This window comes from Streptomyces sp. OR43 (assembly GCF_008042275.1).
GTDB lineage: Bacteria > Actinomycetota > Actinomycetes > Streptomycetales > Streptomycetaceae > Streptomyces.
In genome coordinates this window covers 3,979,403-3,995,035 of record NZ_RDBK01000043.1, presented here as the reverse complement: position 1 = coordinate 3,995,035, position 15,633 = coordinate 3,979,403, and the positions used below count along the sequence as shown (strand labels likewise).

General features: G+C 71.7%; 16 protein-coding genes and 2 pseudogenes. 3 read left to right on the top strand and 15 right to left on the bottom strand.

Features of this window, described 5'->3' with window-relative positions; all coding sequences use genetic code 11:
- Positions 1 to 21: 21 nt before the first annotated feature.
- From mmuM to EAO72_RS37055, 14 genes are all read right to left on the bottom strand, one after another.
- Positions 22 to 1,032, bottom strand: a complete 1,011-nt coding sequence (gene mmuM / locus EAO72_RS37120) for a homocysteine S-methyltransferase (RefSeq protein ID WP_148021399.1) — start codon at positions 1,030 to 1,032, stop codon at positions 22 to 24.
- Positions 1,033 to 1,066: 34 nt separating this feature from the next.
- Positions 1,067 to 2,041 carry an LLM class F420-dependent oxidoreductase gene (locus EAO72_RS37115; RefSeq protein WP_148021398.1) on the bottom strand — a complete coding sequence of 325 codons (975 nt, stop codon included), beginning with the start codon at positions 2,039 to 2,041 and terminating at the stop codon, positions 1,067 to 1,069.
- Between the two features lie 43 nt (positions 2,042 to 2,084).
- On the bottom strand, positions 2,085 to 2,621 hold the full coding sequence (locus EAO72_RS37110) for a DUF6099 family protein (protein ID WP_148021397.1): 537 nt from the start codon (positions 2,619 to 2,621) through the stop codon (positions 2,085 to 2,087).
- 124 nt (positions 2,622 to 2,745) lie between these two features.
- Positions 2,746 to 3,105: a nucleotide pyrophosphohydrolase gene (locus tag EAO72_RS37105; protein WP_148021396.1), complete on the bottom strand. Its 360-nt coding sequence runs from the start codon at positions 3,103 to 3,105 to the stop codon at positions 2,746 to 2,748.
- A 258-nt stretch (positions 3,106 to 3,363) separates the two neighbouring features.
- Complete coding sequence (locus EAO72_RS37100) at positions 3,364 to 3,783, bottom strand: cell division protein SepF (RefSeq protein ID WP_187285337.1); 420 nt, start codon at positions 3,781 to 3,783, stop codon at positions 3,364 to 3,366.
- Between the two features lie 83 nt (positions 3,784 to 3,866).
- A complete protein-coding gene (locus tag EAO72_RS37095; RefSeq protein WP_148021394.1) occupies positions 3,867 to 5,129 on the bottom strand; it encodes a cytochrome P450 family protein in 1,263 nt (420 codons plus the stop codon).
- A complete protein-coding gene (locus EAO72_RS37090) occupies positions 5,126 to 5,755 on the bottom strand; it encodes a GTP-binding protein (RefSeq protein WP_148021393.1) in 630 nt (209 codons plus the stop codon). The genes EAO72_RS37095 and EAO72_RS37090 overlap by 4 nt, the downstream gene beginning before the upstream one ends.
- Positions 5,733 to 6,086: a DUF742 domain-containing protein gene (locus EAO72_RS37085; RefSeq protein ID WP_148021392.1), complete on the bottom strand. Its 354-nt coding sequence runs from the start codon at positions 6,084 to 6,086 to the stop codon at positions 5,733 to 5,735. Before EAO72_RS37085 ends, EAO72_RS37090 begins: the two co-directional genes overlap by 23 nt.
- Positions 6,083 to 6,508, bottom strand: coding sequence for a roadblock/LC7 domain-containing protein (locus tag EAO72_RS37080; protein ID WP_148021391.1), 426 nt, complete (start codon positions 6,506 to 6,508; stop codon positions 6,083 to 6,085). Before EAO72_RS37080 ends, EAO72_RS37085 begins: the two co-directional genes overlap by 4 nt.
- Positions 6,505 to 7,866 (bottom strand): ATP-binding protein, encoded by a 1,362-nt coding sequence (locus EAO72_RS37075; RefSeq protein ID WP_261991745.1) that lies wholly within the window; start codon positions 7,864 to 7,866, stop codon positions 6,505 to 6,507. Before EAO72_RS37075 ends, EAO72_RS37080 begins: the two co-directional genes overlap by 4 nt.
- Positions 7,867 to 8,063: 197 nt before the next feature.
- A complete protein-coding gene (locus EAO72_RS37070; protein WP_148021390.1) occupies positions 8,064 to 9,062 on the bottom strand; it encodes an MBL fold metallo-hydrolase in 999 nt (332 codons plus the stop codon).
- 430 nt (positions 9,063 to 9,492) lie between these two features.
- The gene (locus tag EAO72_RS37065; RefSeq protein WP_148021389.1) at positions 9,493 to 10,746 is read right to left on the bottom strand and encodes an RICIN domain-containing protein; all 1,254 of its coding nucleotides are present in this window, start codon (positions 10,744 to 10,746) and stop codon (positions 9,493 to 9,495) included.
- 127 nt (positions 10,747 to 10,873) lie between these two features.
- Positions 10,874 to 12,049: a Gfo/Idh/MocA family protein gene (locus EAO72_RS37060; RefSeq protein ID WP_148021388.1), complete on the bottom strand. Its 1,176-nt coding sequence runs from the start codon at positions 12,047 to 12,049 to the stop codon at positions 10,874 to 10,876.
- 269 nt (positions 12,050 to 12,318) lie between these two features.
- The gene (locus tag EAO72_RS37055) at positions 12,319 to 13,119 is read right to left on the bottom strand and encodes a DeoR/GlpR family DNA-binding transcription regulator (RefSeq protein WP_148021387.1); all 801 of its coding nucleotides are present in this window, start codon (positions 13,117 to 13,119) and stop codon (positions 12,319 to 12,321) included.
- 236 nt (positions 13,120 to 13,355) lie between these two features.
- Between EAO72_RS37055 and EAO72_RS37050 the strand changes: the two genes are divergently transcribed.
- Entirely contained in the window at positions 13,356 to 14,240 is an 885-nt protein-coding gene (locus EAO72_RS37050) for an SIS domain-containing protein (RefSeq protein ID WP_148021386.1), read from the top strand.
- A 184-nt stretch (positions 14,241 to 14,424) separates the two neighbouring features.
- Here the strand turns inward: EAO72_RS37050 and EAO72_RS43570 are convergent, their stop codons facing one another.
- Positions 14,425 to 15,003 carry a hypothetical protein gene (locus EAO72_RS43570; RefSeq protein ID WP_261991744.1) on the bottom strand — a complete coding sequence of 193 codons (579 nt, stop codon included), beginning with the start codon at positions 15,001 to 15,003 and terminating at the stop codon, positions 14,425 to 14,427.
- A gap of 48 nt (positions 15,004 to 15,051) precedes the next feature.
- On the opposite strand from EAO72_RS43570, the pseudogene EAO72_RS43565 reads away from it, so the two are divergent.
- Positions 15,052 to 15,141, top strand: a pseudogene (locus tag EAO72_RS43565) (cellulose binding domain-containing protein); the annotation flags it as partial.
- A gap of 82 nt (positions 15,142 to 15,223) precedes the next feature.
- Positions 15,224 to 15,472: pseudogene (locus EAO72_RS37040) on the top strand (integrase core domain-containing protein); the annotation flags it as partial.
- Positions 15,473 to 15,633: the final 161 nt, after the last annotated feature.

The following is a 15,633-nucleotide window of genomic DNA, read 5'->3' as shown; positions in this document are numbered from 1 at the left end:
ACTCGCCCTCACCAGGCATTTTCAGCTCTCCCCGGGCTCGGGTGCCCCTCCTTCGCCGAGCAGTGCGGCCAGTTCCGCGATGGTGGCAGGGCCGACGCGGCAGCAGCCGCCGACCAGCCGCGCACCGGCGTCCTGCCAGGCCCGGATCCGTCCGGGGTCGAACGTGGCGCCTCCGGTCCACGCCCTGTCCTGCGCGTCCCAGCGTTCACCACTGTTCGGATAGACGACGACCGGCTTCCCGGTCACCTCCGCCGCCACCCGGGCCGCCCCCTCCACGTCGGCCGGATCGCAGCAGTTCACCCCGGCCGCCACCACCTGCTCCTCCCCGGCGACGAGACCGAACGCCTCCTCCAGCCGCTGCCCGGCCCTGGTCCGGTCACCGGCCACGGTGTAGGAGAGCCAGACCGGCAGCCCGCACTCCCCCGCCACCCGCAGCAGCGCCTGCGCCTCGTCCGTGTCCGGCACCGTCTCCAGCGCCAGCACATCGGGGCCGGCGGCGGCCAGTGCCTCGATCCGGGGGCGGTGGAAGCGCTCCAGTTCCCGGACCGTGAGCCCGTAGCGGCCCCGGTACTCCGCCCCGTCCGCCGTCACCGCCCCGTACGGGCCGACCGAGGCCGCGACCCAGACGTCCCGGTCCACCGTCCCGGCCGCGCGGCGGGCCAGCTCCACGCTGCGGGCGAAGAGCCCCGTCGCCTCGGCCCGCTCGATCCCGCGCTGCCGGAACCCTTCGAAGCTCGCCTGATAGCCGGCCGTGATGAGCACCTGCGCACCCGCCCGCACATACGCCATGTGCGCGGCCTCGATCTGTCCCGGTCCGTCCACGAGCAGCCGGGCCGACCAGAGGTCGTCGGTCAGATCGCAGCCCTGCGCCTCCAACTGGTTGGAGAGCCCGCCGTCGAGCAGCACGGTTCCCGCCGCGAGCGCGGTGGCGAGCGCGCGGGACGGCGGCCCGGCCGAACGGCCGGGATCAGGGACGGGATCACGGGCGAAATCGCGGCCGGGATCGCGGCTGGGATCGCGAGCGGGTGACACCGGAGGCTCCTTTTCCGTCAGTCGACTTCTGCTCTCAGCCGAGCTGCTTCTTCAGTCGAGCTGCGCCTTCAACCGCGCTGTTTCCTCGGTCGAGCTGTGACTGGACCTGCGACGAGATCAGCTCCAGGTGCTCCAGATCGCCGAGGTCCAGCACTTGGAGGTAGATGCGCGACGCCCCGATCGCCCCGAACCGGCCGATCTTGTCGACGACCTCGGCGGGCGAGCCGGCCAGTCCGTTCGCCTTCAGTTCCGCCACGTCCCGTCCGATGACGGCGGCCCGGCGTGCCACCTCCGCGTCGTCCTTGCCGACGCAGACAACCAGGGCATTGGAGTACACCAGGTCGTCGGGCCCGCGGCCCGCCTCCGCGGCTGCCGCCCTGACCCGGCCGAACTGCTTCTCGCTGTCCTCCAGCGAGGCGAACGGAATGTTGAACTCGTCGGCGTACTGAGCGGCCAGCCGCGGCGTCCGCTTAGCGCCGTGCCCGCCGATCAGCACCGGTACCTTGGCCTGCGCGGGCTTGGGCAGCGCGGGCGAGTCGGTGAGCTGGTAGTACGTACCGTCATAGCTGAACGTCTTGCCGACCTCGGTGGCCCACAGGCCGGTGACGATCGCCAGTTGCTCCTCCAGCCGGCCGAACTTCTCCTTGGGGAAGGGAATCCCGTAGGCCTTGTGCTCCTGCTCGAACCAGCCCGCGCCCAGGCCCAGCTCGACGCGGCCCCCGGACATCTGGTCGACCTGCGCCACCTGGATGGCGAGTACACCGGGAAGCCGGAACGTCCCCGCCGTCATCAGGGTGCCGAGGCGGATCCGTTTGGTCTCGCGCGCCAGCCCGGCCAGCGTGATCCACGCGTCCGTCGGGCCGGGAAGGCCGTCGCCCTGGCCCATGCGCAGATAGTGGTCGGACCGGTAGAAGGCATCGAAGCCGAGGTCCTCGGCCGCCTTCGCGACGGTGAGCAGTGTGTCGTAGCTCGCCCCTTGCTGGGGCTCGGTGAAGATTCGAAGATCCATGCATCCATCCTGCACCTCCGGACGCCTCACCGGTGTCGCACGCTCAGCCGGCGTCGGCCGCCGGTCCCACCGGTCCGTGCAGCACGCCGTGCGGGCCGTCCCGCTCCCGGCCACGCTCCAGATCCTCCCTCCGCTCGCGGTCCCGCTCGTCGAGCAGACGGAGCATGCCGTGCACCCGGTCCGTCGATTCGTCCGCGGCGTCGATCGCCTCCATGCACTGCCAGTACAGGCCCTGCTCATCGGTCTCGCAGGCCACCCCGACCAGGGCTATCCCCACCTCCCCGAGCAGCGCGCCGAGACCGGTGAGGGCCGCGCGCGGATCGGCGACCTCGGAGAGCTGCACCGCCCGTGCCACACCCGCACGGGCCGCCGGGTGCTCCAGCGCGCCGTTGCTCCGTCCGCCGGTCTCGCTGAGACCACTCGCCTCGCCCCGTAACTCCTTGGGGCCACTCGCCGCCAGCCGGCTCCCGATCGCCTGCGCCAGCGCCTGGGCCTGCCAGGCCTCGGCGATGATGTCCGGTGTGCCCCGGCTCTGCGCCAGTGCCCTCCGGATGACTGCTACAAGCCGCTCCGCTTCCATCCCTTGCCCCCGTTCGACGCGAAAACCCGCTCACCTCTTCATTACCCACAGTGAGGGTGGCGGTACCGAAAGGCCAGGGGATTTCGGAAATCTGTGGACACGAAATCGAATGTGGACAACTCGATCACTCCGAAGAGTGACGGAGCGGGGAATCCGTCGGCTGCGGCACCGGGAAACGCCCCTCGTTCCGCTCGATCTTGGCCGCCAGAGCCGCCAGCACATCGATGCCCAGCACCTCGCAGAACTGCAGCAGATACGCGAGAACGTCGGCGACCTCGTCCGCCACCCTGGGTGCCGTCGCGGGGTCCTCCATCACCCGCGCCGACTGTTCCGGCGTCAGCCACTGGAAGATCTCCACGAGTTCGGCGGCCTCGACGCTCAGCGCCGACGCGAGGTTCTTGGGGGTGTGGTACCGCTCCCAGTCGCGTGCGGCCGCGAATGCCGCGAGCCGTTGCTGGAGCGCGTGTACGTCGAGTTCTGTCACGGCTCCAGGTCTACCACCGCCCCGCAGACCGGCAGACCGGCAGACCGGCAGACCGGCAACCCGGGCAGGGGCCCGCCGACATGCGGGCAGACGCACAGGGAGACAGGCAGGAAGCCGGACCCGGGAGGCGGGCAGACGTGGACGCACAGGGAGACGGGCAGGGAGCGGGCCGGGGCCGCACCCGGTCGGGAGCGGGCCGGGGGCCGCACCCGGTCGCGGAGTACCGGATGCGAGGCGGCCCCGGCCGGCGCGCTTCGGCTACGCCCCCGGCACGCCCGCCGCCGTCACGCCCTCGACCTCCATGCCGACGGGAGACAGCAGGAAGACGTTCCGGTCGACCCGGTGCATTCCGCTGCCCAGCCCGAAGACGACGCCGCTGGTGAAGTCCAGGATCCGCTTGGCCACATCGCCCTCGGCGCTGGTCAGGTCAAGGAGCACCGGAATCTGCGCGACCAGGTACTCGGCGACCTCGCGCGCGTCCGCGAAGATCTGGACCCGCAGCACCACCATGCGCCGCTGCTCGGCGCTCTCCCGCTCGTCCGGGACCGTGCGGTGGTCCACCCGGGACGGCCACTCGTTGCGACTGCGCAGCGGGACGACCTGGGCGAGCCCCTCCCACTGCTCGTCCGTGACGTCGTATCTGTCGTACCTGCTCACCGGACCACCCCGTCTGTGCATCGGTTGGCGTTGCGCCGGCTGCGCTCACTGTTCATCGGGCAATTCTCTCGCCCCTCACCCGTTCGGCCTACCAGCGACACGGTTCAGGAGCCGATCGGAACCTCCGGCCGCCTGGCCGGTCCCTTGTCGGGGCCCTCGGACACGCTGGTGTCCAGCGGGGTGAAACGTACCGGAAGATGCACCAGCGCGCGGTGGAACGGCCCCGGCCGCCAGAGCAGTTCACTCACCGGAACAGCCAGTTCCGCATCGCACAGCTGGCTGGTGAGCTGCTCGATCGCGGTCATCGCGATGAGCAGGGCCGGCTGCTTGGCCGGGCACCGGTGGGGACCGGCCGACCAGGCCAGGTGAGCGCTGCCTCCGGACCGCACCCCGGTGGACGAAGTAGCGGGTGAGGACTGGGTGTTGGCTGCGCCGAAGGAGACCAGGACGAGCTGTCCCGCACGCAGCCGGACGCCGTGGAACTCGATGTCGTGCCGGGGGTAGTGCGCCGCCAGATTGGCGATCGGCGGGTCCTGCCACAGGACCTCGTTGATGGCCTCGTGGGCGGTCATCGCGCCCCCGTGAAGCGAACCCGCGTACCGCTCGTCGGTGAGCATGTGCAGGGTCGCGTTGCCGATCAGGTTGGTCTCGGGGTCGTGGCCCGCGCTCATGAGCAACGTGATCTGACGCACAGTCTCGTCGTTGTCCAGGCGCGCCGGATGGGCCAGGAAGTACGAGGTGAGGTCGCGCCGCGGCCGGGCGCGCCGGTCGGCGACGAGGCGGGTGACGACGTCGACGAGGTCGGCGTACGCGGCGGCGGCGCCCTGGGCCGAGTTCATCATGCCGCCGATGCCGTCGACGATCCGCTCGCCGTCCGCCGGATCGACGCCGAACCAGGAGACGAACACGTGCAGCGGGAGCAGCCGCGCGTACTGGGCGATGAGGTCGCCGCTGCCGGTGGCCGCGAACCCGGCGATGAGCTGCTGGGCGACCCCGGCCACCTGGGCCCGCAGGATGTGCGGTTCGATCAGGGCCAGGGTGTCGTTGATGGCGTCGCGGTAGCGGGTGTGCACCTCGCCGTCGCTGAACAGCGCGGTGGGACGGTGCCCGAGCACGGGCAGCACCGGGGAGTCCGCGGGGACCGTCGCCTGCCAGGCGCGGGGGTCCTTGCTGAACGTGTGGGTGTCGCGGAGCAGGTCGACGGCGGCCTGGTAGTCGGTGACGAGCATCGCCTCGATGCCGGGGGCGATCCGGACCGGTGCGAGCGGGCCGTGTTCCCGCAGGGTGCGGTAGTGGCCGTGCGGGTCGGCCGCGAAGTCGGGGCCGTACAGCGTGAGGGGTTGCGGCGGCTGCGGATGCGATGTCATGACGGTTCCTGGGGGTGCGGGTCCTCGGGCTGCGGCAGACGGGTCAGCACGTGCTCGGCCAGCGCGATCAGGGCGCCGATGCTGCCGCGCCGTTCCCTCGCGTCGCACTGGACCAGCGGGGTCCCGGCGTCAAGGTCGAGGTGCGCGCGCAGGACCTCGTCGCTGTGGGCGGGGGCGTCGGGGAAGCGGTTGACGGCGACGGCGTACGGCAGTCCCTGCTCCTCGACCATGTCCATCACGGCGAAGGAGTCGGCGAGCCTGCGGGTGTCCACCAGGACGAGCGCGCCCAGCGCCCCGCGCGCGATGTCCTCCCAGAGCGGCAGGAAGCGGTCCTGGCCGGGCGTGCCGAACATGTACAGCACGAGATCGTCCAGGACCGTGAGACGTCCGAAGTCGATCGCGACCGTGGTCGTGGTCTTCTCGGGAAGGCCGGCGGTGTCGTCGAGCAGGGTGCTGGACTGGGTCATCGCCTCTTCGGTGTGGAGCGTGGGGATTTCCGAGAGGGTGCGGATCAGGGTCGTCTTGCCCACGCCGAAAGGACCCGTGACGACGAGTTTCATCAGGGTCCGGGCGGCAGCCGGCAGATAACCGACGTCCGTCCGGTCAGTGGAGGGAGCGGAGTCCAACGAGCAGCCTCTCGACGAGCGACCGGTCGATCTCCCCGGCACTGGGTATCGGCGGTCGCGTGAGCAGAAGTCCGGCGGCCGCGAGATCCGTGGCCAGGAATACGGTGGCGCTGACCGGCAGGTCCAGATGGGCCGCGCACTCGACGACGGTGAGCGCGCCCGGCTCCAGCAGTTCGCACAGCCTGCGCTGCTCGGAGCCGGTGTCCTGCGGCAGTGCCTCCTCGGTGCGCACGAGCACGGCGAGCCGGTCGAGCGCGGGGCCGGTGGGCCGGGACCGGCCCCCGGTGACGAGGTAGGCGGGGATCAGACGGCGTCCTGGGCCGGCGGTCATGGCCGGGCGGCGGTGTCCGGTTGGCGGGCCGGGGCGTGCATCGCCCGCGTCAGCGCGGTGACCTGCACCTGCATCTGGTAGGCGATGTCCCCGAGCTTGGCGCCCGGTTCGGCGAACAGGGCGAGCGTGGTGTTCTTCCCCGCCGGTACGACGATGGCGAAGCCCAGGTCCGACTCGACGACCGTCTGGGCCAGTTGCGGGGCCTCGACGTTGGTGAAGGCCGTCGTGAAGGCGCGGGCCGCGGCGTGCAGCGTGGCCGTCATGGCGGCGACCCGTTCACCGGACGCCCGGTCGAGTCCGGGCGAGGCGCCCTCGACGAGGCCGTCGCCGGTGGCGACCACGGCGTGCTGGACTCCGGGCAGTTCCAGCAACGGGGTCAGCACCCATGCGAGGTCACCGGTGGTGGGGCTGGGGGCGCTCACTTCTCGTCGTCTCCTTGGTCGTCCTGGTCGCCCAGGTGGTCGTGGCCGTCCGCATCCGGTGCGGGGGCCCGCCCGGCGACGCTCCTGCCGATCAGGGTGCCCTGCTGGAGTGCCGCCCAGGAAGACTCCGCCTGCTCGGGTGTACGGGACACCGGTCCGGCGGCCGGGGCGGCGGGGGCCGCAGCGGCGGCCGCGGGGCGCGGCGCGCGCCGACGTCTGCTGGGCAGTCCCGAAGGCACCTCGGCGGGCGCCGGCTCCGGCCGGGCGGACTGCGCGGGCGCGGCCGGCCGGTCCGGGGCGGGGACGGCCGACACGGGCGCGGGGGCCAGGGCGGAGAGGCTGTGGTCGTCCTCCAGCACCGTCAGCAGGTGGGCCGGGACGCGCAGGATCGTACGCATGCCGCCGAACGGCGAGGCCTCGATGTGGCAGTGGAAGCCGTACTGCACCACCAGCCTGCCGACCACGGCGAACCCCGTCTGGGGCGGGTCGCCCAGCTCGGTCAGCAGGACCTCGGAGGGCCCGGCCAGCAGGGCGCGGGCCCGGTCGAGCGCGTCGTCGTCCATCCCGATGCCCGCGTCGTCGACCACCAGGAACGCGCCCCGGCCGCCGCTCTGCTGCACCGTCACCTGCACATCGGTGTCGGGGTGCGAGTATGCGGTGGCGTTGGCGAGCAGTTCGGCGAGCGCGATGGCGAGGGGTTCGGCGGCGCGGGCGGCGAGCCCGAGGCGTTCGTCGCGCAGGTGGTTGGCCACCTTGATCCGCTCGTAGCCGGCGACGCGGGACTGTGCGCCGAGCACGATCTCCACGAGGGGCGAGTTCTGCCGGGCCAGGCCGGGCCACGCGTCGCAGAGCACCGCGGTGGACTGGGTGCGGCGCAGCGCGAGTTCGTTGCGGAAGTCCAGTTGCAGGATGCGCGGGTCGTCGTACTCGTGCTGGAGCTCGTGCAGCAGCTGCTGGGACTGGTTGAGCAGGGACTGGATCTTGGCCGAGGTGCCGCGCATCGCCGCGCGGGCGGCCGCGTCGACGCGCTGGCGCTCCTCCATGACCGCGGTCCTGGCCGCCTGTACGGCCTCGGTGAGCAGCCTGGCCGCTCCACCGTCGACCTCCGCTGCCTCCCGCAGCCCCGGGACCTGGGCGCTGGGGTGGGAGAGCGCGAGCGCGGCGGCCGGGATCCGCTTGCGGGCCAGCTGCCTGATCTCGTCGACGAGGGCCGCGGTACGGGCCTCGGCCGCCTTCGCCTGGCGTTCGGCGAGCTCTGCGTGGGCCACGGCGAGCTGTTCCGAGCGGGCGGCCCGGTAGGAGCGTGCCGTTGCTGCCACGGCTGCTATGACGGCGACCACCGCCACGATCCATCCCATGCCGTTACCGCGTTTCTGTCGTCGGGTCGGTCCTGTGCCCGGAGCCGCGGGGGCCGGTCAGCGGCCCGGAGCGCCGGGGGCCGGTCCCGGGCCGGGGACGGTGCAGGCCGGTTCCGTGGCCGCGGCGGCAGCCTGGGCCGGTTCTCTTGCCGCGGTGGCGGGGGCCGGTGCTGCCGGGGCGGCGCGGGACCGGCTGGTCAGTCCGCCGGGCCTGCCGTCTCACGGGCCTGCTCCACTTCTTGCGCGACCGCTGCGACGTCGGTCATGACCTGGAGCACGCCGGGAAGTTCGGATCCGTCGAGCTGCCGGTACTCGCTGCCGATCGTGACCACCAGCCGTTCAGGGAGGCCCAGTTCGGGGTGACGCCCCTCCCCGATCACCCGGCGGGCCGCCTCCACGGCCGGTACGCCGGCGCCGTGGAAGGCGTGGGCGCGCTCGCGCACGTACTCGAGGTAGACGATGTGGTCGCGTACGCCCGCCCGGTCGAGGACCGGTCCGTGACCCGGCACGACGGTCTCGGCGCCGGTGTCCAGTACCTGTTCGCAGGCCGCGATCACGTTGCTCAGCGGGCCGGCCCAGTGGATCGGGTGGTCGCCCGGCTGCTGCGGGGTCGAGGAGAAGATGATGTCGCCGCTGAACACGACGCCCTGCGCGGGCAGGTGGACCATGAGGTCCCCCGTGGTGTGCGCGGACGGCAGGGACGTGATGCGTACGGGGTACTCCCCCAGGGTCAGTTCGAGCTCCCCGGTGAAGTAGGTCGTCGGCCGGACCGGATCGGTCTGCGACCAGTCGAAGGGCCCGAAGTGGCGGCCGAGGTAGGCGCCGAGCGCGGTGGCCGGATCGCTTCCGTTGACCAGGGCGTGCTGCTGCTGCGGGGTGGGCTCGTAGTGGATGTGCTCCCGGGCCTCGCGGGTCGCGATGATCTCCGCGTCCGGCAGGACCCCCGCGCCCCAGAAGTGGTCCCCGTTGGCGTGCGTGACGATCACACGGTCGATGGAGACACCGTCGGGCAGCAGCTTCGTGCTCTCGGCCAGGAACTGGCCCGCCAGCACCGTGTCGTACGGGGTGTCGATCCAGAGCGCGCCACGGGGCGAGACGAGCAGGCCGCAGTTGGCCAGCCCCCAGCCCCGTTTCGGCGGGAGCCACGCGTACAGGCCCCGGCCCAGGTCAACGACGTCTCCACCCGTGATCGACATGGACGCGATTATGCCGACCCGGATCCGGTCGCGCGTTCGAACCCGAGGACAACAGGGGCTGGTTGGCGTGAAACCGCCCATCGGTCACCCCGAGGCGGGTCGGGCGGTGACAGTCCGAGAGCAGTCGAGGCGGTCGCGGGAGGGGGCGACCGGAAGATTTATCAGCAAATCCTCCGGCTGAAGGCACCCTGTCACCGGTATACGTCGGACCGTCGTCAAACCGGCGGCGACCGGTTACCCACCGAGCATGGCTGGAAACAGACGCATGAGCCGGGGGCGAGACCGTCGGAAACGGACATCGCAGCCCCGGGTGAGCCCCCGGGCCGGACACCGAAGCCCCGGGTGAGCCCCCGGGCCGGACGCCACCGGCCCCCGGACGGGACCGCTGGAAGCAGCCCGTCCCGGGGCCGGTGGCTCACGGTCGGCCGGATCAGTAGGTCGCGGGCACGTTCCACTGCTGGTTGGCGCCACCGTGGCAGTCCCAGAGCCCGAGAGCGGTCCCGTTCGCCGTATCGCTTCCCGGGACGTCCAGGCAGCGCCCCGACGCCTTGTTGACGACCGTGTGCGTGGAGGCGTTGTACGTCCACTGCCGGGCCGGGTCGGTGACCGCCCCGCCCGCCCCGGTCCCGGCACAGTCACGGACGCGTACGGCGGCCCCGTTGCCGGCGCCCTCCGCGGCGAGGCAGTAGTCGGACGGGAGCCGCAGCGTGCCGTCGGCCGCCCTCACCCAGGCCTGGTTGGCGCCGCCCGAGCACGTGTAGAGGTTGGCGACGACACCGTCCGCGACACCCCCGAAGGCGTCCAGGCACTTCCCGGCGGGCCCGGTCACCGCACCGCGCACCGAGTTGCCGACGGCGAGGTTCTGCACGGTGGAGCCGGCCGCGACATCGATCCGGGTCATCGGGGCGCAGGCGTTGGCACTGCTGGACGTGGAGGCGACCGCGCCGGTGACCGTACCGCCGTTGCCCGTCGGCACCCCGAAGCGGGCGTCGCTGAACGGCTGGTCGTAGCAGGTGGCGCGGGGGTTGTTCCACTCGAAGTACTCGGTCCAGTCCACCATCCCGGCGGGCGAGATGGCGGTGGCCGGCGTCTTGATGGCGCCGAGCTTGTACGAGGCGCCTGTGGCGGTGTCCGCGACGGTGGCACCGAACCAGCCGTCGCCCTCGGCCGCGACCTCGAACGTGTAGCGGTGACCGGCGGTCCAGTCGAGGTTCATCCGGCAGCTCATGCCTTCGCCCTCGCCGCCGAAGGTCTGGCACCAGCTGCCGGCCGAACCCGCCCTGGCCTCGGAGACGTCCCAGACGGAGAAGAGGAGCGTCCGTTTCGACCCTCCGTTGGACTGCATCCCGAAGTACGCGCCGCTGCCCCGGTCGAAGCCGAACTGATGGCTCCAGAAGATGTTCGCCCGGTATCCGGGGTCGTGCGGGACCGTGGTGGACCAGGTGACGTCGGTCAGTACCGGAGCACCGGAGAAGGAGTAGTTGGTGTAGGTGCCGGGAGTGACTCCCAGCTCCGCGGCCCGGGCGGGAGGGGCCGTGTCCGGCTCCGCAGCCCGGGCGGGAGAGGTCGTGTCCGACTCCGCGGCCCGGGCGGGGGCCGCCGTGCCCAGCAGGGCCAGAGTGGCTGCCGCGGCAGCAGCGGTGACGGTGGCGGTGAGCGTGCCCAAGACGTGGCGCAGGGTCATGCGATGCACCTGCTTCTGGTGGGGGGAAAGGGGGGATCATTGCCTTGCACGCACCGGCTCGGTGCATCCGGTGCGGTGAACCCGCCGGACAGGACCAGGGCCCTGTCCGGCCTTCCCGGTCAGATCCTCAGGAACGGACCTGCCCGCGTTCGAAGTACGCGACCAGTTCGGGGTCGAGGGCCGGCACGTCGTACGGCGCACCGCCCTCACGCAGGGAACGGGTCGCGAGGACACCGGCGGCGACGCTCATCCGGGCGGCGACCGGTGAGGTGTCGGTGACGCCCCCGTCGCGCACGAACCGGCAGAACTCCTCCATGATCCGGGTGTCGCCGCCGCCGTGCGAACCGCCGGCCTCGGGCACCCGGTAGGTGATGTCGGCGTCGGCGCGGTAACCGCTGGGTCCGGTGTTCCAGACCTTGACCTCGTCACCGGGGCTGTCGCCGAAGTTCTCCAGCCGCCCTTCGGTACCGATCACGGTGTAGTTGCGCCAGTAGTCCGGTGTGAAGTGGCACTGCTGGTAGGCGGCCACGACCCCGTTGTCGAGCTGCATGTTCATCACCGAGACGTCCTCGACGTCGACGATGTGGTGCAGGTCCTTGCGGGCCGTCGGCGGCCAGTCGAACTCACGCAGCCAGTTGTCCGGGCGCGGGGTGTCCGGCTCACGGCGCGGCAGGCCGCCGTAGACGAGCAGGTCGCCCAGCGCGTTGACGCGCCGGGTGTAGCCGCCTGCCAGCCAGTGCAGCACGTCGATGTCGTGTGCGGCCTTCTGGAGGAGCAGTCCGGTGGTCCGCGTCCGGTCGGCGTGCCAGTCCTTGAAGTAGTAGTCGCCGCCGTATCCCACGAAATGGCGCACCCAGACGGCCTTGGGCTCCCCGATGTCCCCGCGGGCGATGATGTCGCGCATCAGTCGCACGACGCCCATGTGCCGCATGTTGTGGCCGACGTAGAGCCGGGTCCCGGTCTCGTACGCGGCGCGCAGGACGTTGTCGCAGCTCTCGACGGTGATCCCCAGCGGCTTCTCCACGAAGACCGCCTTGCCGGCGCGGAGCGCGTCGATCGCGATGGCCTCGTGCGTGTCGTCGGGGGTGGCGATGACGACCGCGTCGAGGTCGTCCCGTTCGAGGAGCAGCTTGTAGTCCTCTACCGCGACATCGGTACCGAAGGCGTCCGCCTCACGCCGGCGCACCTCGGGGTCGAGGTCGCAGACGGCGGTGATCGCCGATCCCTTTCCGGGGTGGTGGGCGGACGTCGCGATGGAACGGCGCAGGCCGAGCCCGATGACGCCGAGTCGCAGGTCTGACACGGGAGTCCCTTCTCTACGTACGGTCGTGCGGGCGAAGGCCGCCGGAGACGGTACGGGAGGCCGAAGGCTCCTTCACGACGACAGCCTCATAGTTCCCGACCGCGCACCCGTATGGCAAGAGTTGTTTGTTTGGAGGCACTGACGAACATCTCTTGACATTCATGGGTCCCATCAACGACCCGGCGGGCATCCGGGCGGCGCTCGAACCGGGCACGCCGGAGCCCCGGAGCAGCACCAACCGCAGAGGGGAGCGGGCCGGGGCCAGGCGGTCAGACCGCGATGACGGTGACGCCGGCCTCGGTGAAGCGCGCGGTGACCTCGGGCGCGATGCCCTTGTCCGTGACCAGGAAGTCGACCGCCCCCAGGTCGCAGACCCGGGCGAAGGCGCGCTTGCCGATCTTCGACGAATCGGCCGCCACCACCACCCGCTGGGCCTGCTGGGCGAGCAGCCGGTTGATGCTGGCCTCGCCCTCGTGGTGGACGTACGCGCCGCGTTCGGTGTCGATCGCGTTGACGCCCAGCACGGCGACATCCAGCGTGATCTCACCCAGCACCCCGCTGGCCAGCGGGCCCGTCAGTTCGTATGACTGGGGCCTGGCCACACCGCCGGTCACCACGATCTTGATCTGCGGCCGGATCACCAGCTCGTTGGCGATGTTGAGGGCGTTGGTGACCACCGTCAGGGTCGGCTGCCCGGACGTCCCGCCCGCACCTTCGCCCACGAGGTCGGAGCGCACGGCGAGCGAGCGCGCCACCTCCGTGATGGTGGTGCCGCCGGTCAGCCCCACCACCTCGCCGACCGCGACCAGTTCGGCGACGGCCCGGCCGATGGCCTGCTTCTCCGGGGCGTTGCGCCCCGTCTTGTAGCGCAGCGCCAGTTCGTAACTCACACCGTGCGCGACGGCGCCGCCCCGGGTGCGGGTGAGAAGGTGCTGCTCGGCCAGCTGGTCCAGGTCCCGGCGGATGGTCGCGGCCGAGACGTCCAGCGCGCCGGCGGCGTCCTCGACGTCCACCCGGCCGTGCTTGCCGACGAGTTCCAGCAGTGCGTTCCACCGGGCGTCCCTGGACAAGAAAACTCTCCTTCTACGGGCCCGGCCTGCGCACGCCCATCCCCTTGGACGCGGTCACCGGACACGCGCAAGCGTCGCACACGGCTCCGCCGAGTCAAGCCACGAAGTCACACCACCGCGGCGGGCAGAAGACACACCACCCCGGCGGCCTCCTGCGCGATAGATGCTTGATAATGCTTGCTAATACCGAGTAATGTGCGTAAACGAGCATCCCATCGCCAGTTCGGAGTGCAAAAGTGTCATTTGTCGAGATCGAGACAGCCAGTCAGCCGGACTGCTGGCGCCGCGCCGCGGACCTCGCTCCGCGCCACGCCGCCGCGCTGCCCGCCGCCGGCGAGCGCATCGCCGTCGTCGGCTGCGGCACCTCGTTCTACATGGCTCAGGCCTACGCCGCGCTCCGCGAGGAGTCCGGCCAGGGCGAGTCCGACGCCTTCGCCGCTTCGGAGTTCCCCGCCCGCCGCCGCTACGACCGCGTCGTCGCCCTCACCCGCTCGGGAACGACGACCGAGGTGCTCGAACTCCTCGACCGGCTCCGCGGGACCACCCCCACCGTGGCCATCACCGCCGACCCCGGCACCCCGGTGATGACGTCCGCCGACGCCGTCGTGGTCCTCGACTTCGCGGACGAGCAGTCCGTCGTGCAGACCCGGTTCGCCACCACGCTGCTGACGCTGCTCCGTGCCCACCTCGGTCTGCACACCGACGCCGTGGTCCGCGACGCGGAGACCGCACTGGCCGAGCCGCTGCCCGAAGGTCTGCTGGACTGCTCGCAGTTCACCTTCCTCGGCCGCGGCTGGACCGCCGGTCTCGCCAACGAGGCCGCGCTGAAGATGAAGGAGGCCTCGCTGTCCTGGACGGAGGCGTACGCCTCGATGGAGTACCGCCACGGCCCCATCAGCATCGCCACCACCGGAACCGCCACCTGGACATTCGGCGCCGCCCCCGAGGGCCTGCGCGAGCAGGTCCTCGCCACCGGCGCCCGCTGGGTGGAGAGCGGCCTCGACCCGCTCGCCGAACTGGTCCGGGTCCAGCGCCTGGCCATCGCCCGCGCCGCCGCCCGCGGCCTGGACCCGGACAGCCCCCGCCACCTGACGCGTTCGGTGGTCCTGGCGGAGGCCTGAGTCGTCCGAGTCGGCGGTGGAGATCGCGGAGCGCACCGTGCGTCGCTCCGGCGGTCCGCCGCCGCGACCGGCCTCCCCGCGGGGAGGCCGGTCGCGGCGGGGCACCGCCCCCGGCTGCCGGGCGTAGCGGCAGGGAGTCGGACGGCTCAGGGCGCCCCGGCCCGGCCGTCCCCGGCCCGGACCGTCAGGACTCCTCGAAGTAGGCGTCCAGGACCGCGTCGAAGCCGTCCGTCCACTCCTTGAGGCTGCTCCTGGCGGCCGCCTCGACCTCGGCGTTGAACCAGCGCCGGGTCGACATGTGGACCGTGACCGTGAACCGGCGGCCGAACCGGGCCGGCTTCAGTTCGACGGCGCCGATCTCGTCCCAGCGGAAGTCGGCCTCCTGGTCGTCCAGCGTGAACCGGATGCCCGTACGGTCCGCGGAGATCGAGCCACGCCGGTCGCTCACCTCGAACGACGGGCCGTCGTCGGGCCCGTCGCCGGACGAAGCGCCGTCGGCCTCGTCCACGTGCTCCTTCTCGTCCTCCTCGTCGTCCGCCGCCGTCCGGGCGGCGGGCTCGGCGCCGGGCGCCGCGTCCTCCTCCGGTGCGGCCTCCACGACGGCATCGTCGGGCGCGGAACCCTCGGGTGCGGGCTCCTCGGTCCGCTCCGGGTCCTCGTCCGCCTTCGCGGCGGTTCGAGGGGCCGTGAGACCGGGGATGTACGCCGGGTCTGTGCCTGCGGCGTACGCGGGCTGAGTCTTCGGATCTATGCGCTGCTCCACGGCKGGCAGCTCGGCTGGACGTTCGCGAACGGACAGAGGGTCAGCCAGATGTGGAACGCGACACCCACGCAGGACGGGGCGAAGGTGAAGGCCGCGAGCATCTCCTGGAACGGACGGGTGGCGCCGGGAGGCTCAGTGGGCTTCGGGTTCACGGGCACCCTGACGGGCGGCAACGCCGCGCCGGCCGCGTTCGCCCTGGGTGACGAGGCCCCAGCTGGAGGTCACCCGGTCCATGGGCGCAGTCGGCACGAGTGCGGACAACGCAGCCTGCGAAAGCTTCCACGCGTCCCTGAAACGGGAGACACTCCAGGGCGCCCGCGACTACGGCGACGCCGACACTTGCAGAAGGACGGTCTTTGCCTGGCTGTCCCGCTACAACACCCGCCGCCGGCACTCCGCCAACGGCCACCTCAGCCCCAACGAATACGAACGACGACACCACGCCGCTAAGCTCACGCTCGCCGCGTGATCAATGACCGCGTGTCCACCGCCATGGGGGAAGGCCCCCTATCGCGTCGAGCATCTCGAAAAGCAGGCAGACGCGTGGCACGAAGCCAAGCGCCTGACCGAATTCGTCACAGCAGTACGCGACCACGCCACATCCCTGCCACCCGGGCAGGAAAGGACCGA